General features: G+C 63.6%; 20 protein-coding genes. 11 read left to right on the forward strand and 9 right to left on the reverse strand.

The window, feature by feature from the left end; all coding sequences use genetic code 11:
* Positions 1 to 11 precede the first annotated feature (11 nt).
* On the forward strand, positions 12 to 1,778 hold the full coding sequence (locus A6B35_RS09455; protein ID WP_006204019.1) for an AMP-binding protein: 1,767 nt from the start codon (positions 12 to 14) through the stop codon (positions 1,776 to 1,778).
* A gap of 78 nt (positions 1,779 to 1,856) precedes the next feature.
* Here A6B35_RS09455 and A6B35_RS09460 read toward each other — a convergent pair whose 3' ends face one another.
* Complete coding sequence (locus A6B35_RS09460; protein ID WP_006204018.1) at positions 1,857 to 4,997, reverse strand: efflux RND transporter permease subunit; 3,141 nt, start codon at positions 4,995 to 4,997, stop codon at positions 1,857 to 1,859.
* Positions 4,994 to 6,160, reverse strand: a complete 1,167-nt coding sequence (locus tag A6B35_RS09465; RefSeq protein WP_006204017.1) for an efflux RND transporter periplasmic adaptor subunit — start codon at positions 6,158 to 6,160, stop codon at positions 4,994 to 4,996. Before A6B35_RS09465 ends, A6B35_RS09460 begins: the two co-directional genes overlap by 4 nt.
* 81 nt (positions 6,161 to 6,241) lie before the next feature.
* Here A6B35_RS09465 and A6B35_RS09470 point away from each other — a divergent pair, with 81 nt between their 5' ends.
* Positions 6,242 to 6,463, forward strand: a complete 222-nt coding sequence (locus A6B35_RS09470; protein WP_006204016.1) for a cysteine rich repeat-containing protein — start codon at positions 6,242 to 6,244, stop codon at positions 6,461 to 6,463.
* A gap of 156 nt (positions 6,464 to 6,619) precedes the next feature.
* The gene (locus tag A6B35_RS09475) at positions 6,620 to 7,723 is read left to right on the forward strand and encodes a calcium:cation antiporter (protein ID WP_040583321.1); all 1,104 of its coding nucleotides are present in this window, start codon (positions 6,620 to 6,622) and stop codon (positions 7,721 to 7,723) included.
* A gap of 81 nt (positions 7,724 to 7,804) precedes the next feature.
* Here A6B35_RS09475 and A6B35_RS09480 read toward each other — a convergent pair whose 3' ends face one another.
* Genes A6B35_RS09480 through A6B35_RS09490 form a run of 3 tightly spaced genes read right to left on the reverse strand, consistent with a single transcriptional unit; the run spans position 7,805 to position 11,552 of the window.
* On the reverse strand, positions 7,805 to 8,851 hold the full coding sequence (locus tag A6B35_RS09480) for a glutathione synthetase (RefSeq protein ID WP_065518178.1): 1,047 nt from the start codon (positions 8,849 to 8,851) through the stop codon (positions 7,805 to 7,807).
* Between the two features lie 11 nt (positions 8,852 to 8,862).
* A complete protein-coding gene (locus A6B35_RS09485) occupies positions 8,863 to 10,731 on the reverse strand; it encodes a flavohemoglobin expression-modulating QEGLA motif protein (protein WP_006205010.1) in 1,869 nt (622 codons plus the stop codon).
* Entirely contained in the window at positions 10,728 to 11,552 is an 825-nt protein-coding gene (locus A6B35_RS09490; protein ID WP_006205012.1) for an N-formylglutamate amidohydrolase, read from the reverse strand. The genes A6B35_RS09485 and A6B35_RS09490 overlap by 4 nt, the downstream gene beginning before the upstream one ends.
* Before the next feature lie 293 nt (positions 11,553 to 11,845).
* Here A6B35_RS09490 and A6B35_RS09495 point away from each other — a divergent pair, with 293 nt between their 5' ends.
* Positions 11,846 to 13,069, forward strand: coding sequence for a flavin-containing monooxygenase (locus A6B35_RS09495; RefSeq protein WP_006205013.1), 1,224 nt, complete (start codon positions 11,846 to 11,848; stop codon positions 13,067 to 13,069).
* 70 nt (positions 13,070 to 13,139) lie between these two features.
* Complete coding sequence (locus A6B35_RS09500) at positions 13,140 to 13,826, forward strand: class I SAM-dependent methyltransferase (protein ID WP_040583625.1); 687 nt, start codon at positions 13,140 to 13,142, stop codon at positions 13,824 to 13,826.
* Positions 13,827 to 13,917: 91 nt separating this feature from the next.
* On the opposite strand, the gene A6B35_RS09505 is transcribed toward A6B35_RS09500, so the two are convergent.
* Entirely contained in the window at positions 13,918 to 14,826 is a 909-nt protein-coding gene (locus tag A6B35_RS09505; RefSeq protein ID WP_006205015.1) for a hydrogen peroxide-inducible genes activator, read from the reverse strand.
* A gap of 129 nt (positions 14,827 to 14,955) precedes the next feature.
* On the opposite strand from A6B35_RS09505, the gene katG reads away from it, so the two are divergent.
* Complete coding sequence (katG, locus tag A6B35_RS09510; RefSeq protein ID WP_006205016.1) at positions 14,956 to 17,145, forward strand: catalase/peroxidase HPI; 2,190 nt, start codon at positions 14,956 to 14,958, stop codon at positions 17,143 to 17,145.
* A gap of 73 nt (positions 17,146 to 17,218) precedes the next feature.
* Here the strand turns inward: katG and A6B35_RS09515 are convergent, their stop codons facing one another.
* A complete protein-coding gene (locus A6B35_RS09515) occupies positions 17,219 to 17,896 on the reverse strand; it encodes an MIP family channel protein (protein ID WP_006205017.1) in 678 nt (225 codons plus the stop codon).
* A gap of 347 nt (positions 17,897 to 18,243) precedes the next feature.
* On the opposite strand from A6B35_RS09515, the gene A6B35_RS09520 reads away from it, so the two are divergent.
* From A6B35_RS09520 to guaA, 4 genes are all read left to right on the forward strand, one after another.
* The gene (locus A6B35_RS09520; protein ID WP_006205018.1) at positions 18,244 to 19,533 is read left to right on the forward strand and encodes an RsmB/NOP family class I SAM-dependent RNA methyltransferase; all 1,290 of its coding nucleotides are present in this window, start codon (positions 18,244 to 18,246) and stop codon (positions 19,531 to 19,533) included.
* A 134-nt stretch (positions 19,534 to 19,667) separates the two neighbouring features.
* On the forward strand, positions 19,668 to 20,126 hold the full coding sequence (locus tag A6B35_RS09525; protein ID WP_006205019.1) for a PaaI family thioesterase: 459 nt from the start codon (positions 19,668 to 19,670) through the stop codon (positions 20,124 to 20,126).
* 107 nt (positions 20,127 to 20,233) lie between these two features.
* Positions 20,234 to 20,899: a 5'-methylthioadenosine/S-adenosylhomocysteine nucleosidase gene (locus A6B35_RS09530; RefSeq protein ID WP_006205020.1), complete on the forward strand. Its 666-nt coding sequence runs from the start codon at positions 20,234 to 20,236 to the stop codon at positions 20,897 to 20,899.
* A gap of 64 nt (positions 20,900 to 20,963) precedes the next feature.
* A complete protein-coding gene (gene guaA / locus A6B35_RS09535; protein WP_006205021.1) occupies positions 20,964 to 22,526 on the forward strand; it encodes a glutamine-hydrolyzing GMP synthase in 1,563 nt (520 codons plus the stop codon).
* A gap of 403 nt (positions 22,527 to 22,929) precedes the next feature.
* Here the strand turns inward: guaA and A6B35_RS09540 are convergent, their stop codons facing one another.
* Positions 22,930 to 24,264: a four-carbon acid sugar kinase family protein gene (locus A6B35_RS09540; RefSeq protein WP_006205022.1), complete on the reverse strand. Its 1,335-nt coding sequence runs from the start codon at positions 24,262 to 24,264 to the stop codon at positions 22,930 to 22,932.
* A 3-nt stretch (positions 24,265 to 24,267) separates the two neighbouring features.
* Positions 24,268 to 25,518 carry a 3-oxo-isoapionate-4-phosphate decarboxylase OiaX gene (gene oiaX, locus A6B35_RS09545; RefSeq protein WP_006205023.1) on the reverse strand — a complete coding sequence of 417 codons (1,251 nt, stop codon included), beginning with the start codon at positions 25,516 to 25,518 and terminating at the stop codon, positions 24,268 to 24,270.
* Between the two features lie 189 nt (positions 25,519 to 25,707).
* On the opposite strand from oiaX, the gene A6B35_RS09550 reads away from it, so the two are divergent.
* Positions 25,708 to 26,421 carry a transcriptional regulator NanR gene (locus tag A6B35_RS09550; RefSeq protein ID WP_006205024.1) on the forward strand — a complete coding sequence of 238 codons (714 nt, stop codon included), beginning with the start codon at positions 25,708 to 25,710 and terminating at the stop codon, positions 26,419 to 26,421.

The following is a 26,421-nucleotide window of genomic DNA, read 5'->3' on the forward strand; positions in this document are numbered from 1 at the left end:
AGGAGGCGGCGATGGCGATCAAACTCGACGAGCTGAACAACGCCACCAATCTGCGCGGCCCGGGCAAGGGTGGCACCTTCGTCGCGCCGATCGACGGCAGGGCGCATGTGTCGGGCGAGCGCACCGTGCCGCTGCTCAACAAGACGATCCCGGCGCTGTTTTCCGATACGGTCAGCAAATACGGCACGCTCGATGCCGCCGTCTTCGTCGACCAGGACAAGCGCTTCACCTGGAGCGAATTGTCGGACACGGTGGATGCGCTTGCGGCAGGTCTGCTGGCGCTCGGCCTGGAAAAGGGCGAGCGCGTCGGCATCTGGTCGCCCAACCGCTGGGAATGGCTGGTGACGCAGTTTGCCACCGCGCGCATCGGCCTGATCCTGGTCAACATCAACCCGGCCTACCGGCTGACCGAGCTGGAATATGCCCTGAACAAGGTCAGCTGCAAGGCTCTGGTCACCGCCGTCAAATTCAAGACCTCAGACTATCTCGGCATGATCGAGACGCTGGCGCCGGAGATCGCGACGGCGACACCCGGCAAGCTCAAGGCGAAAAAACTGCCGGCGCTGAAGATTGTCATCCGCATGGGCGAGGACAATTCGCCCGGCATGTACAATTTCGGTGATGTCCTGGCGATGGCCGGACGCGACGAGCATGACAGCCTCGACCGCATCTCCGAGGGGCTGAAGCCTGGAGAAGCCATCAACATCCAGTTCACCTCCGGCACGACCGGCGCGCCGAAGGGCGCGACGCTGACCCACAACAACATCGTCAACAACGGCAATTTCGTCACATCGGCGATCAAGCTCACCGTTGACGACCGGCTCTGCATCCCGGTGCCGCTCTATCATTGCTTCGGCATGTCGATGGGCACGATAGGCTGCGTCACCAAGGGCGCCACCATGGTGTTCCCCGGCGAAGGCTTCGACGCCGGCGCAACGCTCAAGGCGGTGGCGCAGGAACGCTGCACCGGCCTCTACGGTGTGCCGACCATGTTCGTCGGCCTGCTCGACCATCCGGATTTTGGCTCATTCGACCTCACCAGCCTGCGCACCGGCATCATGGCCGGCTCGCCGTGCCCGATCGAGGTGATGAAGAAGGTGGTGTCGCTGATGCACATGTCGGAGGTGACCATCGCCTACGGCATGACCGAGACAAGCCCGGTGTCCTTCCAGAGCGGCGTTGACGATCCGCTGGAAAAACGCGTCTCGACGGTCGGCCGTATCCATCCCCACGTCGAGGTCAAGGCCATCGATGCCGAGGGCGCCACTGTCGCGGTCGGCGAGCCGGGCGAGCTGTGTACGCGCGGCTATTCGGTGATGAAGGGCTATTGGGACGACCAGGAGAAGACCCGCGAGGCGATCGACGCCGATGGCTGGATGCACACAGGCGACCTCGCTACCATCGACGCCGAGGGCTATTGCAACATCGTCGGCCGGGTCAAGGACATGGTCATCCGCGGCGGTGAGAACGTCTATCCGCGCGAGGTCGAGGAATTCCTCTATCGCCACCCCAAGGTCAAGGAAGTCCAGGTGTTCGGCATTCCCGATCCGAAATATGGCGAGGAGCTATGCGCCTGGATCGTGCTCAGGCCCGGCCAGACCGCCACCGAGCAGGAGATCAAGGCCTTCTGCACCGGCCAGATTGCCCACTACAAGATCCCGCGCTACATCCGCTTCCGCACCGAACTGCCGATGACGGTGACCGGCAAGCCGCAGAAGTTCCTGATGCGCGAAGCGATGGTGCAAGAGCTGGGACTGGTGACGCAGAAGACGGCTTGAGCAGGCGGAGACGCTTCGATTTGTCGTCGCGCTGAATGCCGGTGCGTCCCTCGCCGAGAGGACTGAGACCATACTGCCTTAGCTGGGAAGCGCGATACGCTTCCCTTTGCGCGCGGCGCGCCATTCCTCAAATCGCTGCAGGATGACGAAGAAGGCAGGCACGAAGAGAACGGCGAGGCAGGTCGAGGCGATCATGCCGGAAAACACCGTGATGCCGATCGACTTGCGTGCGCTGGCCCCGGCGCCCGTCGCAAACACCAGCGGCGCCACGCCGAGGATGAAGGCGAACGACGTCATCAGGATGGGGCGGAAGCGCGCTCGCGCCGCCTCGATCGCCGCATCGACGATCGGCCTGCCGGCGGCGCGCAACTCGCGCGCCACCTCGACGATCAGGATGGCGTTCTTGGCCGACAGCGCGATCAGCAGGATCAGGCCGATCTGCACATAGAGATTGTTGTCGATGCCGAGACCGGTAAGCACCAGCACCGGGCCGACCAGCGACAGCGGTGCGGCCAGCAAGATCGAGATCGGCGCCAGCCAGCTCTCATACTGGCCTGCCAGCACCAGATAGACCAAAAGCAGCGCCATGCCGAACACCAGATAGATCTGGCTGCCGACGAGCTTTTCCTGGAAGGAGAGCGCCGTCCAGTCGAAGCCGGTGCCGGGCGGCAGCGTGTCGGCCGCGGCCGCCTCCATCAGCTTGATCGCGTCGCCCGACGAGAAGCCCTGTGCCTGCACGCCAAGGATCGATGCCGAGGGATAAAGATTGTAGAGGCTGATCAGCGAGGGACCGACGCTTGGGGTGATGGTCAGCACCGTGCCGAGCGGGATCATGTCGCCGTTCTGGTTACGCACGGTCAGACGACCGATGTCGTCGGGCGTCAGGCGGAATTGTGCATCGCCCTGCACGTAGATCTGGAACACCCGCCCGAACTTGTTGAACTGGCTGACATAGGTTGAGCCGAGATAGCCGGCGAGCGTCTGGAACACCTGGTCGGTGGTCAGCCCGAGCATCTGTATCTTTTCGCGGTCGAACTCGACCTGGTATTGCGGGACGTTGGACCGGAACGTTGCCGACACGCGCTGGATGCCCGACTGCGTCTCGGCGGCCCTGACCAGCGCGCTCGTCGCGCTCTGCAGCTTGGCAAGGTCGAAGCTGCCGTCACGCAGCTCGACCTGCATGGTGAAGCCGGCAGCGTTGCCGATGCCCTGGATCGGCGGCGGCGGCAGCACCAGCACATTCCCGTCCGCCATGTCCGACAGGCTTTTGTTGAGCGTCGCATAGAGCGACGCGAGATCCTCGCCTTTGCCGCGCACGCTCCAGTCCTTGAGGATGATGTAGGCGACGCCGGCATTGGCTAGGGTCGAGTTGTTGTCGAGGGCCGAGAGGCCGGCGATCGTCACAACCTGATCGACGCCCGGCGTGGCCTTGGCGATGGTCGAAATCTGTTGCAGCGTATCCTGCGTACGGCCGAGCGACGCGCCGTCGGGCAGCTGCACCGAGGCGAGCAGGTAGCCCTGGTCCTCGATCGGAATGAAGCCTGTGGCGACGCGCGACATGCCGTAACCAGCCGCGCCGATGATGATGAGCGCGATGACGCCCATCACCGTGCTGTGGCGCACCATCGCTCCGATCAGGCGGGCGTAGCCGTTCTCCGCGCGCTGGTAGACGGCGTTGAAGCCGCGGAAGAAGGCATTGCGCTGGTCCGGCGGCACCGGCTGCCGCAGCCAGGTCGCGCATTGCGTGGGCTTCAGCGTTGCTGCGTTGACGGCGCTGATCAGGGCCGTTGCCGCAATCACCAGGGCGAATTGCGCATACATCTGCCCTGTCAGGCCGGGCAGGAATGCAGCGGGCAGGAACACCGCCATCAGCACCAGCGTGATGCCGATGATCGGCCCGAACAGCGCATTCATGGCTGCGACCGCGGCATCGTGGCCCGACATGCCGCGCTCCATATTGTGTGCGGCTCCCTCGACCACGACAATAGCGTCGTCAACGACGATGCCGATGGCGAGCACGATGGCGAACAGCGTCGACAGGTTGACAGTAAAGCCGAGGGCGAGCATCGCCGCGAAGGCCCCGATGATGGTCACCGGCACGGTCGTTGCCGGCACCAGCATCGCGCGCCAATCCTGCAGGAAGAGGAGGATGACGACGAGCACCAGCAATGCGGCTTCGAGCAGCGTCTTGTAGACCTCATCGATCGCCTGGCTGACGAAGATCGTGGTGTTGAACGGGATCGAATAGGCAAGCCCTTGCGGGAACTCGCCCGACAATTCCTTCATCCTCGCCTCGACCTTGCCTGCCACGTCGAGCGCATTGGCGCCGGGCGACAGGAAGATGGCCAGACCAGCCGCCTGCTGGCCGTCGAGATTGAAGAACTGACCGTAAGTCTGGGCGCCGAGCTCGACCCGGCCGACGTCGCGCACGCGCGTCATGTCGCCATTGGCGCCGGTCTTGACGATCACCGCGCCGAACTGATCGGGGTCGTCGAGGCGGCTGGACACTTCGATCGTGTACTGGAAGGACTGTCCGTCGGGCGCCGGCGGCGCGCCGACCTGGCCCGCGGTGACTTGCTCGCTTTGCTGCTGCAGCGCCTGGACGACGTCTTGCGTGGTAAGCCCGCGAACCTCCATCTTTTCAGGGTCGAGCCAGACGCGCATCGAGTACTGCCCGGCGCCGAACACGTTCACATTGCCGACGCCCGGTATGCGGGAGAGCTCGTCCTTCAGCCGGATGGTGGCGTAGTTGGCGAGGTAGAGGCTGTCATACTGCTTGTCCGGCGACGTTAGCGTGACGATCTCGAGGATGGAGGTCGACTTCTTCTGGACGTTGACGCCCTGCACCTGCACCGCCTGCGGCAGGGATGCGAGCGCGGTGGACACGCGGTTCTGAACAAGCACCTGCGCCTGGTCAAGGTCCGTGCCGATCTCGAACGTGACGGTCAGATTGTAGCTGCCATCCGACGCAGCGAACGACTGCATGTAGAGCATGCCTTCGACACCGTTGACCTGCTGCTCGATCGGCAGCGCCACTGTGTCGATCACCGAGCGCGCGCTGGCGCCGGGGTAGCGGGTGGTCACCGAAACGGTGGGCGGCACCACGTTGGGATATTGCGCCACCGGCAGGCCGTAGAGCGAGATCAGGCCAATGACGACCATGAGGATGGCGATTGCATTGGCCAGGACCGGCCGCTCGATGAAGAATTTGGAGATCATTGCGCGGCGCCGTCCGCTTGAGCCGCTTCCAGCGTCTTCACCTGCGGCTCGATCTTCTGGCCAGGCACGGCCGTCAGCAAGCCTGAGACAAGGACGCGGTCCTCCGCCGTGATGCCCTTGCTGATTACGCGCAAGGTTCCAACAAGCTGGCCGATCTCCACCGGACGCTCCTCGACGACGTCGTCCTTGCCGGCGACGAGCAGGTAGCGGCCCCTCTGGTCGCTTCCGATCGCGCGGTCGGGAACGAGCAGCATATCTGGCTCCTCGCCCAGCGGCACGCGCACGCGCACGAAGTAGCCCGGCAGCAAAGCCCGGTCGTCGTTGGGCAGTTCGGCACGCACTGCGAGTGTGCCGGTGGTGGCCGTAACTTCAGGAGCGGCGTAGTCCAGCATTCCCTTGTGCGGGTAGCCAGTCTCGTTCTGCAGACCGACTTCGACCGGTATCTTCTTGAGATCCTGGCTGGTCATGCCCCGCTTCGCCATGGCGGCGCGGATGCGCAGCACGTCCTGCTCCGAGACGTTGAAGTTGACGTTGATGGGCGCGAGTTGAACGATGGTTGCGAGCGTGGTGGCGCTGCCGGCGCCGACCAGTTGCCCGATCGACACCTGACGGGCGCCGACGATGCCGGCAAACGGCGCCTTGACCTCGGTGTAGCTCAAATTGAGCTGGGCCTGTTCGACGTCGACCGCGCTCTGCTTCTGCTTGGCGATGTCGACGTCTGCCGCGGCGGCGGACTGATCAAGGGTCGATTGCGAAATGATCTTCTGCGACAGCAATTCCTGCTGCCGCTTGAGGTCGGCTCCGGACTGCTTGGCGGAGGCATCGGCCGAACCCTGCCCGGCCTGCGCCTGTTCGAGCGCCAGCTGGTAGGAAGCCTGCTCGATCAGGAACAGCCTTGTGCCGGCCTTGACCTCGTCGCCGTCCTTGTAGTCGATTTCCTGGATGAAGCCCGAAACGCGAGCAACCAGCGGCGTCGTATTCACCGCCGCGGCGCTGCCTGTGGCCTCGAGATAGGGGGTCACGGTCTGCTTGACCGGAAGCGCCACATCTATCTTGGGAGGAGGCGGCGGTACGTAGGCGTTTTCCTGACTGCACGCGGACATCAGCGCAACAACCGCAAACAAACCTGCCGCGGGCGCGATTCTAAGCGATACGAAAAGCATTTTGCCCCTCTGCAAACTTCTCAGTATATATCGCGTCGTTATGAAAGTGAGTTGAACTTACCCAATTTGGAGGGATTTGTCATGCGGATTGCTTTCAGCGTGCTTTTCTTGGCAACTCAACTTACAGCCAATGCGGCGATGGCGCAGACGGCGGCCGAGCGCGAAGCCTGCAAGGCTGACTACGAAAAGTTCTGCACGGGCGTGGAGCAGGGCGGCGGCCGCATCATCAAGTGCCTGAACGATCATTTGAGTGAGCTGACGCCGGAATGCCAGAAGGTGGTCAAGGCGAACTCGCCGGGCTAGGACCGCCGCGATCCCGCGGCATTTTCTGGAGCCGCGGGTGACGTTGTTTGAGAGGAATGGTACGCCGGCGATGGGGCTTGCCGACGTCGCAGTGATATTGGCTGAGGTCTTCCCCATAGGCTTCCGCATGGTCCGCAGAAACGCATGGGGGCTTGAATGAGTGGTTTCGGGCGATCGGTGACTTCCTACGCGCTGCCCTTGGCCGCCTTGGCGATGGCCGTCGCGGTCAGAGCCAGCGGGCTGTCGGTGGATGAAGGTTCGTCGGGCATCAGGATCCTTGTCGGAGCGCTTTCGAGCGCGATCATGTTCACCACCATTTTCGTGGTGCTCGACCACGCCGAGGCGGTGGCCCGGCAGGTAGGGGAGCCGTACGGCACGTTGGTGCTGACTTTTGCCGTAACGGCAATCGAAGTGTCGATCATCGTTTCCATGATGCTGCATGGACAGAACAATCCGACGCTTGCACGGGAGTCCGTCTTCTCGACGGTGATGATCACATCCACCGGCGTTGTCGGCTTGTGCCTCGCGCTTGGCGGCTGGCGTCATCGCAAGCAGGCGATCGTTCGGCAGGGGACAAGCGCCTATCTGGCGGTCCTGGCCGCGCTGACCGTCATGACGCTTGTTCTGCCGACCTACACCCTGACCACAGACCCTGGCACATTTTCAGCAGCTCAGCTTGGTTTTGTCAGCGTCCTTTCAGTGCTGCTTTATGCAAGTTTCGTGTTCGCGCAGACCGTCCGGCACCGGGACGACTTCATCGAAGGACAAGCGCACCACGTTTCGGCGCGAACCGCCTCTCACGAGAGCATCTCGGCCAGCGCTTTGCTCCTGATGATCGGGCTGATTGGAATTGTCATGCTCGCCGAGCAAGTCGCCGCAAGTGTCGAAGATGCGCTCGTTGCCTACCAGGTGACCCAGGCTGACAGTATTGTCGGGGCATTGATCGCGGGACTGGTTTTGATGCCGGAGGCCATTTCGGCGATCCGTGCTTCACTCAACAATGAGCTGCAGCGCGGCTTGAATGTTGCGATGGGTTCGGCTTGCGCCACGATCGGCCTGACAATACCGGGAGTCGCAGCCGCCAGCCTGCTGACTGGAAGAGGATTGACCCTGGGGCTTCCGGCTGCTGATGCAGTGCTTTTGGTCTTGGCACTTTTCATCTGCGGCGTAAGTTTTAGTAACGAAAGAACAACGTTCTTGACCGGCATGGTCCATATTGTCATATTTTTTACTTATGTATTTCTGATTTTTATACCTTGAAGCTTTGGTGCGAGCTGGCAATCGGACGCGTGGATGGGATGGCGCCCGGCCAGGAAATCGCTGTCCGGCTTGCCTGCATCATCAAAGCGTCGCCAGCCGTGAATTCGGCACGGTCTTTCCATAGGCTCGGCGCAGCGTCGCCTTCTCCTCCAGCGCGACGATGACACGCGTGGCGAAATCCGTCTTGTACATGTCGGCGAGCCGTGCCAGCCCGCCTGGCGTAAAGACATTGATTTCCAGAAGCTTGTCGCCGACGATGTCGAGCCCAACCAGAAACATGCCGTCGCCGACCAGTTTGGGGCGCACCATCTCGGCAATGCGCAACATCGTGTCCGTTACCCTGACCTTGCGGGCGGTTCCGGCGGCGTGGATGTTGGAGCGGACATCGCCCTTGGCTGGGACGCGGCGAAAGGCGGCGTAACTGCCGTCGCGCATCAACGGCAGGCCGTTCATCAGGAAAAACCGCACGTCACCGGCCTTGGCCTCCGGGATGTAGGCCTGCGCGATGAGATAGCCGTCACCACTGGCGGCCTCGAAAATCTGGTTGAGGTTGGAATCGGCAGGCGTCGCAATATGGAAGACGTTCTTGCCGCCCGACCCTTGCAGCGGTTTGACGATGCAGCCCTTCGCGTGCTTGTCGATGAATGCGCGGATCTCGGCAATGCTGCGCGATATCAGGGTCGCCGGCCTGACCGCTTCGGGAAAGGTCTGCAGGTAGAGCTTGCTCTGTGCCTGTGCCAGACCGTCCGGATCGTTGACGACAATGACGCCCTGTTCCGCCGCGAGCCGCCCGAACATGATGCCGGCATTGGCGGCCCATGGTCGATCGGTGGCGTCGAGCGACGGGTCGTTGCGCAGAAACAAGATGTCTATGTCGTTCGTCGCGAACGTCTTTTTCTGCTTCGCGGCATCCTTCAGGGCAGCATACAGTTTGTCGGGCGTCTTGTAGGGAGCGTCCGGCAGAACCGCGACATTGACGGCCAGACTGTTGTCCGGACGCAGTATGAAGTCGCCGGGTTCGACATAGACGACAGAATGGCCGCGCTGGGTTGCAGCCAGCCCCAAGGTTGTCGTCGTGTAGCCGGGCGTTTCGCTCTCAACCGAATTGACGAAGAACGCAATGCGCATCGGGTGCTCCCTCAAGTCTCAACCATATCGATCGGATCGATACCTGCCATCGCTCTCTTGAGCCGCGGACGCGCCGCGTCGGAAGAAAGGAATGCGGGTTCGAGGCGCGGCGCGCGCAGCAAGCCGCGCGCGTTGAGTTCCTGGATGGCGCCGAAATGGGCGGCAGAGATCTTGCCGATCCAGAACGGCGTGAGGCTGCCGCCATTCCTCAGATGATCGAGGACCTGCACCACGCCGCGCAGATAGATGGCGTCCTTTGCCAGGCCGCCGCCTCGAAACACACGCAGCACGACGTTGAAGGCGGTGCGCTCGTCGAGACCGAAATCCTGGTGGAGAATGCGGAAGGTTTCCTCGAACGTCGCGCCAGCGAGCATCGCCTGACACGCGATAACCCTGGCCGCGATCAGCCGCAGCCGCGCCGCGGTCATGCCGCCGACCAGATATTCCGCCAGTACGGCCAGTCCCTCCTGCATGCCCTCGTAGCCGGCGAGCCCGTTGCGGAAGATGGCGAGCCCCTGCGCATCGCCGTTGAAATAGGTCAGCAGATGGACGCCGATCTCGTGACTGAGCAGCGCGGTCAGACGCTCCGGTGGAAGGTTGGTATCGCGCGAAACCAGCAGCAGGTTTCGAGAGACGAGGAGGCCGGCCGGCAGGTCGCCGCGGATCTCCACGGAGGCATCGAAATCGGAGTAAGCGGCGCGGTATCCGGCGATCATGTCTCGCGCCGCCGCGGCGACGGCGTCAGCGCCCAGCCCCTCCTGCCTCGCCGCCGAAGCATCGCCGGGCGCCTTCTCCAGAATGGCGCGTGCTCTCGCCGCCAGGCTCGGCTCGACGCTGCCATAGAGGGCCCGCCCGAGTTCGACGAAACGGGGCGTCTCGCGTGCCGCGAGCAACGACAGCTGGAGATCGAGCTCCTGCTGCTTTTGCGAGAGCAGCGTGGTCAGCAGGGGATCTTCCAGATGATCGAGCGACACCGAATAGAGCTTCCGCTTCTGGGCGGCGACCTCGAATTCGAGCGGCCTGTAGAGCAGTGCAGGGACATGCTCGAAGCCACCCGCCTGGAATTCCCGCCAGGCTGGTTCGGCGTTGATCGGCGTGACGGCAAGCAGGAAATCGAATGTCGACGCGACGCTGTCGAGTGCCCGGTCGGCGCGCACGACAGCGTCGATGTAGGCTCGACGCCCCAGCGAACGATGGGTTGCTGGCGGTTCCAGCTTTGATGCCTTCAGAAAGGCGCTGACCGCTTGGAGTGCGGAATCCACCATGTTGGCGACGACAAGGTCACGCAATTCGGGATAGACCCGCTCGCTGCCCGGCACCCTGTAGATCGGCGCGAAGCGCACCGTCAGCCTCGCCACATCGCCGAGATCATCCGAAAGCCGTGCTTCGGCGCGTGTCGTGGGAATGAATTCGTCGACGCGCGGCGTGCGGTATTTCGCTTCGCGTCCGGACGCCGCAGTGGCGAAGCGCTTGAGCGCCGCCTTCTCCGCCGCCGTGTCGCCACTGGACAGTGCAATCTCGAAAGGCGGCAGGAACGGTACGTCCTCCGTCAGAAACCGGTCTTCGGCCAACTCGCCAATATCGAGCACGAGGAATGCGCCGCAATGATCGTGCATCCTTCGCGCCACCAGCCGCGCGACCTCGCCGGCGACACCACTTTCGGCAGCGATCAGATAGGACGCATTGGCGGAAACAATTTGGAACGCCGCATCCTGCTGCGACCCGACATGAACGCAGAGAAAGGGCAGCGGCCGATCGATGTGCAGACGGTTGCCATCGCCGAACTCGCGGCGGATCGGCTTGCGGTCCTGGAAAAGCGCGTCCAGGTCCGCTTCGATCTCCGCCAACGGAGACGCAGCCTCGACGAGCTTCGGCTTCATCTCATGCCCCGCAGCGCGGCCTCGAGAACGGGCACCGTGGACGCCAGCATGGCGCGCAGCCGTTCGATCGCTGCCCAGTCGGGCTCGCCGCTCCATTCGTCCATGAAGATCTTCTTGAACTCGACCGCGATGGCACACCCGGTCTCAGGGAAACTGGCATGGACAAAACGGGTCTGTTCGCCCTTGCCCTGGAAAGACACATTCTCGCGCACGTCGATCGGTTCGCCATTGAAACGTTGGCCGCGCAGCGCCTCCGTGAAGGCGTCGACGATCGGCGCCCAGCGCGTGCGGTCCATCGAGAATGTGCCGATATTGATGTCAGGCGCGCCATCTTGCGAGGCAGGCGCTGCTTTCGGCCCTTCGCGCCGGTGGTTGTAGCTGTGGACATCGACAAGGACGAACTTGCCGTAGCGCTTCTCGACATCGGCAAGCACACGCTTGAGCTCGCCATAGAACGCGTCGTGAAAGGCGAGGGACTCGTCCACAATGTCCTCGGCGGGCGGCTCTCGCCATACGTTCAGGCCCCAGGACTGGTCCGGCGACCGGTAGACCGCAGCCTCGCGCACGCGGTTCAGGTCGACTTGAAAGCGCGATCGATGAACGACGATCTGGGTCGGGAAATCGGCGATAAATTGCTCGGTGAAGGGGTCCTCCTCCCGCAGCCGGTCAGGGTCGGGGATGCACATGAGCGATTGGCAAGCGCGCCCGACGTCGGAGCCGCTGTGGATCGCCGTGCCGATGACGGGGGAATCGCCAAGCTTGATTGTCCAGCCAGCCGGTGACCCGCTCGCAGCATCGTTGAAAATAGGCTTGCTCACCATCCACCGAAATGCGTGGAGAGGGCGGACGGTTCCGGGGCTTCACAAAAGCCCCGGCGGGTTACTCATGAGCAAGCTGAGCCTTCGACGGAAAGAGTCACGCCGAAGATGATCCGCGACGCCGGAAAGCCTCCATCCTTGGGACTGTCAGAAACAGGCGCTTTACAGTATGCTGTCCTTGTTTAGGTGCGGTCGAATTGGCGGCACGAAATGCCTCGCCGCATTGCAAGGGTGAGCGCCCTCGCGTCCGCCCACTCACACTATTGTTTTGAAGTGTATCTGCGTCGGGGAACTGGGTGGAGGGGATACTCGATTCCGTTGTCATAGGCGCCGGCTCGGCCGGGCTCGGCGCGAGCTATTTCCTGAAACAGCAAGGGCTCAAGCATTGCGTGCTTGAACGAAGCCGCATCGGCGAGACATGGCGGATGCAGCGATGGGACTCGTTCCGGCTGAATTCGCCCAATATACGCTCGATCCTGCCCGGCGATTCCTACAGCGGGGCGGATCCTTGGGGTGCCATAACGCACCACGAATTCGTCGCCTATCTGGAGAGCTACGTCGAGCGGCACCGATTACCGGTGAGAACCGGGATTCCGGTGCAGGAACTGACAAGAGACGATGGGCACTATCGGGTAGCGACGCCGGATGGCACGATTCGGGCGTGCAACGTGGTGATCGCGACTGGCAATCTGAATTGTCCGGTCCGCCCGTCCTGGTCCGCCGAGCTGCCGTCGGCACTTCGCCAGATCGATTCCTCCGCATATCGCAGTGCGGCCGCACTTGACGACGGTGCGGTACTGGTGGTCGGCAGCGGTCAATCGGGAGGCCAGATTGCCGAAGACCTGGCTCTGGCTGGGCGCTCCGTCTTTCTGGCGACATGCCGCAATGGCCGCTGGGTGCGGCACTATCGCGGCGGCAGCATGCTCAACTGGCTGACCCTGAGCGGTCATCTCGATCTCCCGCGCCGGGAACTAATCCTGCCATCCGGCAAATTGCCGGCGCGCCCGTTGCTCGGGGCGACACACACCATCAGCCTGCAGTCTCTCAGCGCGCAAGGCGTCGTGCTGCTTGGTCGATTTCTCGGCGTGGACAACGGCAGCCTCATCTTTGGCGAGGAGCTCGATGACCATATTCGCTTTGCCGATGAGGTCTCTGCAGATGCCAAGCGCCTTGTCGACCAGTATATCGAGCGCGCCGGCCTTCAGGCGCCTCCGGCCGAGGACGATCCGGCCGAAACCATCGAACTGCACTTGCCGAGCCCACCCATCCGCTCGATCGACCTGGCGGCGAGCGGGATCTCTTCGATAATCTGGTCTACCGGCTTTACTGGTGATTTCGGATGGGTTGGGCTGCCGGGCGCGCTGGATGCGACCGGTCAGCCCCTGCACGAGGACGGCATCGGCGTCGATCCCGGCATCTATTTTGCCGGCCTCGATCTCGCATCAACGCGGAAATCGGGCACGGTACCCGGCATTGCCGAGGAGGTAGCCCGTCTGGTTGACCATCTCGCAAAGAGATGAGCCGGATTGGATATCGAAGCAGATGAGGCGCCCGCGAACTGGCTACGATCAAGGGTAAAGGTGGACGGCAGTGCAACCTGTAGACAGTCCATTGGCGGTTGTCAGATCGGCGCGCCCATCGATCGCTGGGCTTAGGATTCTCGACATCGGTTGCGGGGCCGGCAATTTTGCAGGTCAGCTTGCTGCCGAAGGCGCGGAGGTGGTCGGCATCGATCCGGGCGTGGACGCCATACGGGCTGCCACAGCGGCTGTTCCGCAGGCCAATTTCCTCGAAGGCGTGGCTGAGGCTCTTCCTTTCGACACCGCGACATTCGACCTCTGCACGATGATCAATGCGCTTCACCACGTTCCCGAAATGACGATGCCGGTAGCGCTTCGCGAAGCGGCGCGCGTTATCAGGCCAAACGGCGTCGTGATCATTGTCGAGCCGTTGCCGGCCGGCACCTTCTTCTCGGCTCTTCGATTGGTCGAGGACGAGACCGTTGTCCGGCTAGCGGCGCAACGCGCGATCGAAACGGCCACATTGTCTGGAGTGCTCTCTCGGATGGCGACGTTGAACTACGTTCGTCGCGATGTCTTTCCAACCGCCGACGGCTTTTTGGATCGCATTGTAGCTGTCGATCCATCGCGACGCGAAATTGTCGAGCAAAACAAATCTGCCATCAGAGCCGCCGTGCTTGCGGCGGCAGCGCGTACCAGCGAAGGTTCACTGGAATTCGACCAGCCCATCAAGGCGGATATTCTCCAGCGCGCCTGACCTAAGGTCCTTTTCCGAGGGCGCGCCAAAGCGAGACCCTGGATTCGCCTTTGCGCCAGTTTTCCGATCTGGGGTCTATTGGGGCAGCACTTCAGGCCGCCAGCACTGCCGCATCGAGCCCACGAATGATTTTCGCCAGCTCAATGCATTCGTCGTGCCGTACCTTGTTGCGCCGCCAGGCCAGGCAGATCGTGCGCTGCGGCATCGGCTCCTGGAACGGTACGATCTTGAGATCCGGCATCACGCTGGCCGGGCCTGTCGCCATTTCGGGGATCAGCGTGACGCCGAGCCCGTGCGCCACCATTTGCAACAGCGTCGTCAGGCTGGTGGCGCCGTAGCTTGCCATTGCCACCGGGCGAACGCTGCCGCACACCGCGAGCGCCTGTTCGCGCAGGCAGTGGCCTTCCTCAAGAAGCATCAGCCGTTCCAGCGCCGGGCTTTCCGGCGGCACCGGCGGCGAGGCGAAGGCCGGATCGCCCGATGGCACGGCGAGGAAGAACCGGTCGCAAAACAGCTCCTCGCTGACCAGGCCGGGATGATCGAGCGGCAGGGCGGCGATGAAGGCGTCGAGCCTGCCCGAGGCACTGTCCTCGATCAGCGATGCGGTCACCGCTTCGCGCAGTTCGAGTTGCAGGGCCGGGAAATGCCGTTTCAGCTCCGGCAGCACATGCGGCAACAGATAGGGCGCAACCGTCGGGATGATGCCCAGCCGGAAGCGCCCTTCCATGGCCGGGCGGCCGCGCCTTGCGGTCGTTTCGACGTCACGTATATCGGCCAGAATGCGCTCGATGCGGGGCTGTAGGGTCAGCGCTTCATCGGTCATCCGCACCACCTTGCCGCCGCGCTCGAACAGCCGGCAGTTGAGCCGCTGCTCCATCTCGGCGATCTGCGCCGACAGCGCCGGCTGGCTGACGCCGGCGAGTTTCGCTGCGCGGCCGAAATGCAGCGTCTGCGCCAGCGCCTCAAAATACTGCATCTGCCGGACGGTGAGACCTATCATAAGAAAAACCTATTGGAAAAAACAGGAAAGGCAATTTGTTTTTATCGTCAAACCACCCTAGTCTGGAACCATTCCAGAGTGGCGGCTCAAGGCCGCCCGGAAAAAGATTCAGCAAATCGGAGAGTAAAGATGGACGCGAAAACCGATGACAACAGCGCGGGCAAATGCCCCGTCGTGCACACCACCGCAGCCAGGGCCAACCGCGACTGGTGGCCGAACCAGCTGAACGTTCAGGTTCTGCACCAGCAGTCCGGTCTGTCCGACCCGATGGGTGAGGCGTTCGATTATGCCGAGGAATTCAAGAGCCTCGACCTGAACGCCCTGATCAAGGACCTGCATGCGCTGATGACGGACTCGCAGGAGTGGTGGCCGGCCGACTTCGGCCATTACGGGCCGCTATTCATCCGCATGGCCTGGCACAGCGCCGGCACCTACCGTATCGCCGACGGCCGCGGCGGCGCCGGAGCCGGTCAGCAGCGCTTCGCGCCGCTGAACAGCTGGCCGGACAACGTCAATCTCGACAAGGCTCGCCGCCTTCTGTGGCCGATCAAGCAGAAATACGGCCGCAAGATCTCCTGGGCCGACCTGATGATCCTGACCGGCAACGTGGCGCTGGAATCGATGGGCTTCAAGACCTTCGGTTTCGCCGGCGGTCGCGCCGATGTCTGGGAGCCCGAGCAAGACATCTACTGGGGTCCCGAAGGCAAATGGCTGGCCGACGAGCGCTATAGCGGCGACCGTGATCTGCAGAACCCGCTCGCCGCCGTCCAGATGGGCCTCATCTACGTCAACCCGGAAGGCCCGAACGGCAACCCGGATCCGCTGGCCTCGGCGCGCGACATCAGAGACACCTTCGCGCGTATGGCAATGAACGACGAGGAAACCGTCGCGCTCATCGCCGGCGGCCATACTTTCGGCAAGACCCATGGTGCCGGCGATGCCTCGCTGGTGGGCGTCGAGCCGGAAGGCGCCGACATCGAGCAGCAGGGCCTCGGCTGGGCCAGCACATTCGGCACCGGCAAGGGCGGCGATGCGATCGGCAGCGGCCTGGAAGTGACCTGGACGACGACACCGACCAAATGGAGCAACGACTTCTTCGACAATCTGTTCGGCTTCGACTGGGAACTGACCAAGAGCCCCGCCGGCGCCCATCAGTGGACGCCGAAGGGTGGTGCCGGCGCCGGCACCGTGCCGGATGCGCACAGCGCCGGAAAGCGTCATGCGCCCTCCATGCTGACCAGCGACCTTGCTCTGCGCTTCGATCCTTCCTACGCAACGATCTCGAAGCGCTTCCATGAGAATCCGGACCAGTTTGCCGACGCGTTCGCCCGCGCCTGGTACAAGCTGACCCACCGCGACATGGGCCCGCTCGTGCGCTACCTCGGCCCGCTCGTTCCCAAGGAAGAGCTGTCCTGGCAAGACGTCATCCCGGCGGTCGATCATGTCTTGATCGACGAGCAGGACGCGGCCGCGCTGAAGGGCAAGATCCTTGCCGCAGGCCTGTCGGTGTCGCAACTGGTCTCGACGGCCTGGGCGTCGGCCTCGACCTTCCGCGGTTCCGACAAGCGTGGTGGCGCCAATGGCGCGCGCATTCGCCTGGCGCCGCAGAAGGACTGGGCCGTCAACCAGCCGGCCGAGCTGGCGAAGGTGCTCGACAAGCTCGAGGCGATCCGCAACGAGTTCAACGCGGCGCAGTCCGGCGACAAGAAGGTCTCGCTTGCCGACCTGATCGTTCTCGGCGGCAATGCCGCCATCGAGAAGGCGGCTGGCCACAGCGTGGACGTTCCGTTCTGGCCGGGCCGCATGGACGCCTCGCAGGAGCAGACTGACATCCACTCCTTCGCGCCGCTGGAGCCGACCGTTGACGGCTTCCGCAACTATGTCAGTGGCAAGCAGCGCCTCACTGTCGAGGAGGCGCTGGTCGACCGCGCGCAGTTGCTGACGCTGACCGCACCTGAGCTGACGGTTCTCGTCGGTGGCCTGCGCGTTCTCGGCGCCAATGCCGGTCAGTCGAAGCACGGCGTCTTCACCAAGCAGCCGGAGACGCTGAGCAACGACTTCTTCGTCAACCTGCTCGACATGGGCACGGAGTGGAAAGCGACGTCGGATGCCAAGGACGTGTTCGAGGGCCGCGACCGCAAGACCGGCGAAGTCAAGTGGACCGGCACCCGCGCCGACCTCATCTTCGGCTCGCATTCGCAGCTGCGCGCGCTGGCCGAAGTCTATGCGACGGCGGACGCCAAGGCGAAGTTTGCGAAAGACTTCGTGGTGGCCTGGACCAAGGTGATGAACGCCGACCGCTTCGACATCGCCGGCTGATCCAGAACAAAGCTATGCCTAGCAAAAAAAGGTGCGGGCCGTGGCCCGCGCCTTTTTCGTTAGGCTGAACCTGTCAGTCCTTCTCGAAGATACGTGCCTTGGCGACCACGCCGGCAATGGCGCCGCCGATCAGCGGGGCGACGATGAACAGCCACAGCTGGCTGAGGGCCGCACCGCCCGTAAACAGCGCCGGACCGATCGAACGGGCCGGATTGACCGAGGTGCCGGTGACCGGGATCATGGCGAAGTGGATGCCCGCCAGTGTCAGGCCGATGACCAGCCCGGCAAACGCCGTCGAGTGCTTTTCCGCGGTGACGCCGAGGGTCACGGTGACGAAGGTGAAGGTGCCGATAAGCTCCCACAGGAAGGCCGAGCTGACGCCCCATTTCGCCTCGTCCCAGCCATTCGCGCCGAAACCGCCGGTATGTCCGCCAACCTGGCCGGAGACGATGATCCACAATGCCAGCGAGGCCAGGATGGCGCCGATGATCTGCGCGATCCAGTAGGGGACGACGTCCTTGGCCGGCAGCCGGCCGGCGAGGAAGACGCCGAGCGTCACCGCCGGGTTGAGATGCGCGCCCGAGATCGGGCCGATCGCATAGGCCGCCGCAATGAGGCCGATACCGAACGCCAGGCCGATGCCTTCCTGACCGAGCGGCAGCGCGCCGCCGAAGCCGCCCGTGACCACAGAAGCCGTGCCGATGAACACCAACAGAAACGTGCCTAGAACTTCCGCCAGATAAGTCTTCATTGCCCTCTCCTCGTATCGATCCGCGGTTGCGCTTTTTCTGCGATGCGAATCATGGCCGCAAGAGTATTCGCAACCGGAAAACTTGGAAAGAAGAGCGCTTGCTCCAGCCGGCATGCTTGTGCACGCCAGTCGCGCGCATTAGAGAGCTTTAATGTATTGATCGAATTGTTTCGTTGTGGCTGGAAAACGACTGCTTTTTCGGGCGGCTCGCAGGATGCATGCCATCGGACCTTCGCCACATTCGGCGTCGGCCGTGTCGCCATGGGCAAACGGAACTATTTCAATCTGGGCATGAAAGGCTCTAAGAGCAGGGCCGGACATGAATTGCTGAGCATCGGAAGACGAGAATGCGACTGGGCGGAAGGTTGGCGGCGGCCATCGAAGTGCTGGAAGACATTGGCCGGCGCCACCGGCCGGTGGCCGATGCGCTGAAGGATTGGGGCCTGTCGCACCGCTTCGCCGGCGGCGGCGACCGCGCGGCGATCGGCAACATCGTCTATGACGCGCTGCGCCGCAGGCGCTCCGCCGGCTGGCTGCTGGGCCAGGACACGCCGCGCGCCATCGGCTTCGGCGCGTTGCTGCTCGAATGGGGGCAGACGGCGCAGTCGCTGAATGACGCTCTCGACGGAGACAAGTTCGCGCCGCCGCTGCTCGACGCCGACGAACTGAAGGCGCTCGCCACCCGCCGGCCCGAAGACGCGCCGGAAGCAGTGCGCGCGGATATTCCCGACTGGTGCGAACCGCTCTTCGAACGGGCTTTTGGCGAGGCCTGGGTCGAAGAGGGGGCTGCCCTTGCCACCCGCCCGCCGCTCGACCTGCGGGTCAACACGCTGCAGGCCGATCGCGGCAAGGTGCTGGTAGAACTCGCCGACACCGGCGCCAAGTCGGCGCGCCTTGCGCCGCAGGGCATCCGCATCCCGCCGATCGACGGCGACGGCCGGCACCCCAACGTGCAGGCCGAGCCCGCCTTTCAGAAAGGTTGGTTCGAGGTCCAGGACGAGGGCTCGCAGATCGTCGCCGCACTGACAGGTGCTGAGGCCGGAATGCAGGTGCTCGACTATTGCGCCGGCGCCGGCGGCAAGACGCTGGCGCTGTCGGCCGAGATGGGCAATCGCGGCCAGATCTTCGCCCATGACGCCGAAAAGGCGCGCCTGGCGCCGATCTTCGACCGCATGCGCCGTTCGGAAAACCGCAACATCCAGATCGTCAGCAAGCCGGCGGAACTCGCGCCGCTGTCAGGCCATATGGACATCGTGCTTGTCGACGCGCCTTGCACCGGCAGCGGCACCTGGCGGCGCCGCCCCGATGCCAAATGGCGGCTGACGCAGAGACAGCTCGACCAGCGCAAGGGCGAGCAGTCGGCAATCCTCGACGCGGCGAAGGCGTTCGTCAAACCCGGCGGCCTGCTGGTCTACATCACCTGTTCGGTGTTCGACGCAGAAAACAGCGACCAGGTCGCGGCCTTCCGTGAACGCCACGACGGCTTTAGCGCGGTCGATCACCGGGCGCTCTGGGACGGCCATTTTCCGGGCCATGCAGCGGCCGCGCGCATTGGCGCTGCCGGCGGCATTTCGCTGTCGCCGGCACTCAGCGCCACGGACGGGTTTTACCTCTGCGCGCTGCGCCGGTCAGGCTGATCGTTTTGCCGGCCAACGGAGTTGGCATCGGCTCAGGCAGGGCGGCAGGCCGATTGCTGCACTGCAGCATTAGCGATTGCCTGCCGCCCATGCCTCTGCGATAAGCTTGACTAGTGCAATGAAGGCGAAGGCCAATGGCAGCAAAGATCGTACCCGCTCCGGATTATGAGGACCGCGTCAGGACGTCGTTTGCGCGTCAGAAAGCAATGACGACCATCGGCGCCGAACTGACCCTGGTCACGCCCGGCATCATCGAGATCGAGATGCCCTATTCGGCGGCGCTCACCCAGCAACACGGCTTTTTGCATGCCGGCGTCATCTCGACGGCGCTGGACTCGGCCTGCGGCTACGCGGCGTTCTCGCTGATGCCGGAGAATTCCACTGTGTTGACCATCGAGTTCAAGGTCAATCTCCTGGCGCCGGGCAGGGGCGAGCGCTTCTTGTTCCGAGGCTCGGTGACCAAGCCCGGCCGCACCATCATCGTCGCCGACGGCCAGGCCTATGCCTTCGCCGCCGACGGCGAAGCCAAGCTGATCGCCACCATGACCGGCACGATGATGACTGTGGTCGACCGCGATGGCATTGCAGGGTGAGAGCCCGGTTCGCCGAAGGCGAATTGAAAGGTCCGGTGGACCTTTCAAAGGGCTCGAACCGGGGAGCTGCCGCAGGTAGCGGGCCCCCGGCCAGCAGGGAGAATTGAATGACTGGCAAGGCATCCGTTGACCAGACTATGCTGTCGGGCAAGTCCGTCCTCTTCGTCATGGCGGTGGAGGCCGAGTACGGTCCGCATCTCAAGCGCCTGTTCACGCCTGTCATGACCGGCGTCGGGCCGGTCGAGGCCGGTGTCAGGCTGGGCGCCGAGTTTGCCCGGCTGAAGGCCGAAAAGATGCTGCCGGATCTCGTCGTCTCGCTTGGCTCGGCCGGCAGCCGGACGCTGGAGCAGACTGAAATCTACCAGGTGGTTTCGGTCGCCTATCGCGACATCGATGCTTCGCCCCTGGGCTTCGAGAAGGGCGCCACGCCGTTTCTCGACCTGCCGGTGGCAGTGCCTTTGCCGTTCAGAATTCCCGGCATCAGGCAGGCGACGCTGTCGACCGGTGGCGCGGTCATTTCCGGCGCCGCCTATGATGCCATCGCCGCCGATATGGTCGACATGGAGACCTTCGCCTGCCTGCGGGCCTGCCAGCTTTTCGGCCTGCCGCTGATCGGCCTGCGCGGCATTTCCGACGGCGCCGCCGACCTGAAGCACGTCAATGACTGGAAGGAATATCTGCACGTCATCGACGAGAAGCTGGCCGGTGCGGTCGGGCGGCTTGAGCAGGCGATCGCCTCAGATGCGCTGCAGCTTGCTTCAGAAGGCGTCTGACCGGATTGACGGTGCGGCCCCGCAACCCATTGCGCCGACTCATTTCTTTCTCTAAACGCTCGCCATGAAGACAGCCAATCACCCCGACACCGTCCTGATTGTCGATTTCGGCAGCCAGTTTACGCAGCTCATCGCCCGCCGCATCCGCGAGGCCGGCGTGTTTTCCGAGATCGTGCCGTTCCAGTCGGCCGAGGCGGCCTTCAAGCGCATCAATCCCAAAGCGGTGATCCTCTCCGGCGGTCCGGCATCGACCTCCGACATCGGCAGCCCGCGCGCGCCGCAAATCGTCTTCGATGCCGGCGTGCCGGTGCTCGGCATCTGCTACGGCCAGATGACGCTATGCGTGCAGATGGGCGGCGTCGCCGAAAGTTCCGACCATCGCGAATTCGGCCGCGCCTATGTCGAGATCGAGAAGGACAACCCGCTGTTCGAGGGCCTGTGGGCGCCCGGCCAGCGCCACCAGGTGTGGATGAGCCATGGCGATCGCGTCATCTCCTTGCCCAAGGGCTTCGAGGTGTTCGGCCGGTCGGAAGGCTCGCCCTTCGCCATCTTCGGCAATGTCGAGCGCAAGATGTACGGCATCATGTTCCACCCCGAAGTGGTGCACACGCCGGACGGCGCAAAGCTGCTGCGGAATTTCGTTCACAACATCGCCGGCATCGAAGGCGACTGGACGATGCGGGCCTATCGCGAGCACGCGGTCGAGACCATCCGCAAGCAGGTCGGCAAGGGCAAGGTCATCTGCGCGCTGTCGGGCGGCGTCGATTCCTCGGTCGCGGCACTGCTGATCCATGAGGCGGTCGGCGACCAGCTGACCTGCATCCTCGTCGACCACGGGCTGATGCGCAAGGACGAGGCGGCAGGCGTGGTGGCGATGTTTCGCCAGCACTACAATCTGCCGCTGATCCTGGTCGACGCTTCGGATCGTTTCATCTCGGCGCTGGAAGGCGAGTCCGACCCCGAGAAGAAGCGCAAGACCATCGGCCGGCTGTTCATCGAAGTGTTCGAGGAAGAGGCACAAAAACTCGGCGGCGCCGATTTCCTGGCCCAGGGCACGCTCTATCCCGACGTCATCGAAAGCGTCTCCTTCACCGGCGGCCCGTCGGTGACCATCAAGTCGCACCACAATGTCGGCGGCCTGCCCGAGCGCATGAACATGCAGCTGGTCGAGCCGCTGCGCGAACTGTTCAAGGACGAGGTCAGGGCGCTCGGCAAGGAGCTTGGCCTGCCCGAGAGCTTCATTGGCCGCCATCCCTTCCCCGGCCCCGGTCTCGCCATCCGCTGCCCGGGCGGCATCTCTCGCGAAAAGCTGGAGATCCTGCGCGAGGCCGACGCCATCTATCTCGACGAGATCCGCAAGGCCGGCCTGTACGACGCCATCTGGCAGGCCTTTGCCGTGCTTCTTCCCGTGCAGACCGTCGGCGTGATGGGCGACGGCCGCACCTACGAGTTCGTCTGCGCCCTGCGCGCCGTGACGTCCGTCGACGGCATGACGGCGGATTTCTACCACTACGACATGGCCTTCCTCGGCGCCGCCGCCACCCGCATCATCAACGAAGTGCGCGGCATCAACCGCGTCGTCTACGACGTGACCTCAAAGCCGCCCGGCACCATTGAGTGGGAGTGACGCAAACGGCGGCGTTACCGCAGTTTCGGTGGCGACTTTCACTGTCGAAAATTGTTTTCGTGTCCATATCGCACTTCCGCTGAACTGGCATTCTCGATCTCCGATCTGCGCCCACGTCCCCTATGATGTAAAGACCTTTCAAAAAGAGAGAGGGCTACAGCGTAGAATGACGTGCACAAAGGCGGGTCTGCTTCGCGCAGCATGTCCGCCATTCCTGGCGAAGCGCAGCCTTCCCGAAAGCGGTCATCGCTCAACCTACCCCCCAAAGGCTGGTAGGGAGGGGCTCTGCTGGTCCACTTTCGAGCATACATGTTTTCGCTCGGTGCTTCGGCGCAAGTTGAAGCACTAATGGCCTGTGCATGTTTCTCTCCAGGTTTTGCGGTTTACCAGCCCAACGCTACTGTCAACTGCGAAGGCCGTCACGGATGGACGAGAAATAGCGGTCGGTTCCTACCTGCCCACCCTTTAACGCGACCTCTAGCCCGTCGATCGCCTCGATGCTGGAATGGGCAACGCAGAGCGGCGAGCCAGGCGACACCGGCAGCGGCATCCTGACCGTCAGCGCATCGACGCCCATCTGGCCGAGCGCATGGCTCGACGTGTCGCCGCCGGCGATGACCACTCGCTTCAATTTCTGTTCGATCGTCAGTTCGCGAAGCAGCGCGCCGAGGCCGCGGCTGAGCTTGTGGCGGGCGCCTTCCTGGCGGTCGATCTCGGCACCGCGGTCGGCCTTAGGCCCGAGCGCCGTGTAGAGGATGACGCTGCGCCCCGCCTGCAGGCTGCCGCAACCGGCTGCCGCCGCGCGGGCGATTGCGTTTTCGGAACTCTCCGAGATCAGCTCGACCGGGTCGACCTCGATCCCGTCGAAGCCGTCGGTCAGAGCATGCCGGATTTGCCGTTCCGTCGTCGGCGAGCAGCTGCCCGACACCACCGCGATCCGGTCGGCCACGCCCGGTGGCAAAAAGCGAGGCTCGGCGTGCACGGTCGCGGTCTCAGCCCATGCAGCGAGCAGCGCATATTCGATGCCCGAGGAGCCGACGACGAAGGTGCCCCCCGGCCTGCGCGTGCGCCATAGCTCCTTTCCGGCAAGCGTCTGGGTCTCCCGGCTGTCGACGTCGACGAGCACGATGGCCGCGCCATTCTCTACAAGGCGATCGAACGCTTGCGACCGCGAGGCGGACTGCAGCGTCGCCAGATCGAGCAGTCCCGAGGCAAGCCGGGTCTGCCGCGACAGATGGATCAAAAGATCGGCCTCGTCCATCGGCGTCGCCGGATGGCGGCGCATCACCGGATGGCGGTCGATGCGGTAGTATTTGTCGCGATAGGCGGCGAACAGATGGCCGAAGGCGGTGTAGCGCTTGAGCTGCGGCGCGCCGACCACGAGCGGCACGCTCTCCTGCGCGAACACCGAGCGACCGATCTCGATCGCGCGGCCGATGCTGCCGATCGTCGGGCTGGAATCGAAGGTCGAGCAGACCTTGTAGTGGCAGATTTCGGCCCCAAGCGTCTTCAGCCAGGCGAAGGCATCCTTGAGGTGCGTATCCATCCATTGCGGGGACTCGCTGCGGCTGGAGCCGGCCAGACCGACGGCGCGGCAGTGGGCGAACTGCGCCAGCTGAGCTTCGTCCGGCTGGCGCATGAACAGCACAGTCGGTATGCCACCGAGCTCAAGCGCTTCCATGACGTCGGTCGAGCCGGTGAGGTCGTCGCCATAATAGCTGAGCAGAAGGTCCTGCATGGCTCAAGCCGCCTTGCCGTCGCCGAATTTCTCGATCGAATGCGCCAGCTCCGCATGGCTCCTGGCAAAGTCCGCCAGCGGAATGCCATCGACCGCCGCCTGCCAGGCCTGCTGCACGGCGCGCACGCCGGCGCCCGGTCCGTCCGGATGGCTGACGATGCCGCCGCCGCACAGATAGAGCAGGTCGACCGTGCGGCCGGTGCGCTGATATGTTTCCGGCGCCTGGCCACCCCATTGGCCCGATCCCGCCACCGGCAGGGCGCAATCATCAGGCGAAAACAGCGGCGTCGTCACCGCCTCGAAGGAACGGACGAAGGAGTCGTCCGGCTCCCAGTATTTCGAGCCGATGCCGTTGATCTGTAACTGGTCGACGCCGAGCAGCCGCCAGAACTGCTGCCAGACCCTGAAATCCATGCCGAGCCCGGGATGGCGGGTCAGGATGTCCCAGCCATTGCGGTGGGCGTGCAGCACCAGGCTGGAGCGCTTCCTCAGGTAGGCCATGCCGCCGAAGCCGATCGAGTTGATGTTGATAACAGCGCAGTTGCCGCCGGCCTTCGCCACCAGATCGTGGTTGCGCATCATCTCGTCGGGGTCGGCATGCGAGATGCCGAAGGCATACATGACCTTCTTGCCGGTCTTCTGCTCATGATCGAGGACGAGCGGCATGATCGCCTTCACCCGCTCCGCCAACGGCGAATAGGCCGGGCTCATCAGCTTTTCATCGTCCTTGATGAAGTCGACGCCAGCCTCGATCAGCTCGCCCACCATCGCGGCCGTCTCGTGTGGTCTTAAGCCGAGCGCCGGCTTGACGATGGTGCCGATGATCGGACGCCCCTCGACGCCGGTCAGCCTGCGGCTGCCGGCGACACCGAACTGTGGGCCGGGAAGCGCGCCCCTGAATTCTTCCGGCAGCTTCATGTCGACGACGCGGATGCCGGTGAAGCCCCTGATCGAATAGGTGCCGCCGATGGTAATGGTCATCAGCGCCGCGAGGTCGGTGCCGATCGCATCGAACGGGAAGCCGATGTCGACATCGGCGCGCTTGAATGGGCCAGGGCCGGCGTCGGGAATGGATGGCTGCTCCGCATCGGGTAAATGCCGGATCGCCAGCACATGGGCCGCGACGCGCGCCTTCAGCTCCTCAGTCTCGCCGGGCAGCGCGACGAAGGTTCCGGTCGACTGGTCGCTGGCGATCTTGGCCGCCATCGCCTCGATGCTGCCGGACGTTTCGATGCGATAGGTGAGGATGATCATGGCCGGCCGTCTCGGGTCGAAAGGGGGTTCGAAAACAATTCCCTGTCGTTCGAAATCTGGTATAATGAGTACATAAGTATTGCAAGCAATATCCTGCCCAAAGGATACAGGTCCGACCGGCGGACGGGCATTCCGGGAACCGCCGCGGCAATGCTAGATAGAGCAGGGTCAAGGGAGTGATTCGCGACGATGAACCGTTCGGAGCCGATCGTCCGGCGCAAGCTTTCCGATGAAGTCTTTGCGCGACTGAAGCGCCTGATCACCAGCGGCGAATTGCAGCCGGGCGACGACATGCCGTCGGAGCGCGAATTGATGGAGCGTTTCGAGGTCGGCCGGCCCGCAATTCGCGAGGCGATGCAGGCGCTAAGCAATATGGGCCTCGTCGCTATCTCGCATGGCGAGCGTGCCAAGGTGCTGCAACTGACCGCCAAGTCGATCATCAGGCAGGTCGATGGCGCGGCCAAGATGATCCTGTCGTCGTCGAAGGACACGCTGGAGCACCTCAAAAGCGCGCGCATCTTCTTCGAGCGCGGCATGGTCCGGGAAGCCGCCGAGAAGGCCACGGCCGAGGATGTGCAGCGGTTGCGGGCCACCATTGCAGAGCAGCGCAGCTTTCGCGGCGACTCCGAAGCCTTCATCTCCGCCGACATGAAGTTCCACACCCAGATCGCGGCGATCTCGGGCAACCCGATCTATGTCGCCGTCAGCGAGGCGATGCTCGGCTGGCTGAAGGAATACCACACCGAGATGCTGATCTGGACCGGCAAGGAAAAGTACACGCTGACCGAGCACGAGGAGATCATCGGCCGCATCGAGAAGAAGGATGCCGACGGCGCCGAAAAGGCAATGATCAAGCACCTTGAACGCTCGCGTGCCCTCTATGTGATGAATTCCGAGAAGTGA

The sequence above is a fragment of the Mesorhizobium amorphae CCNWGS0123 genome (genome assembly GCF_001686985.1).
GTDB classification, from domain to species: domain Bacteria; phylum Pseudomonadota; class Alphaproteobacteria; order Rhizobiales; family Rhizobiaceae; genus Mesorhizobium; species Mesorhizobium amorphae.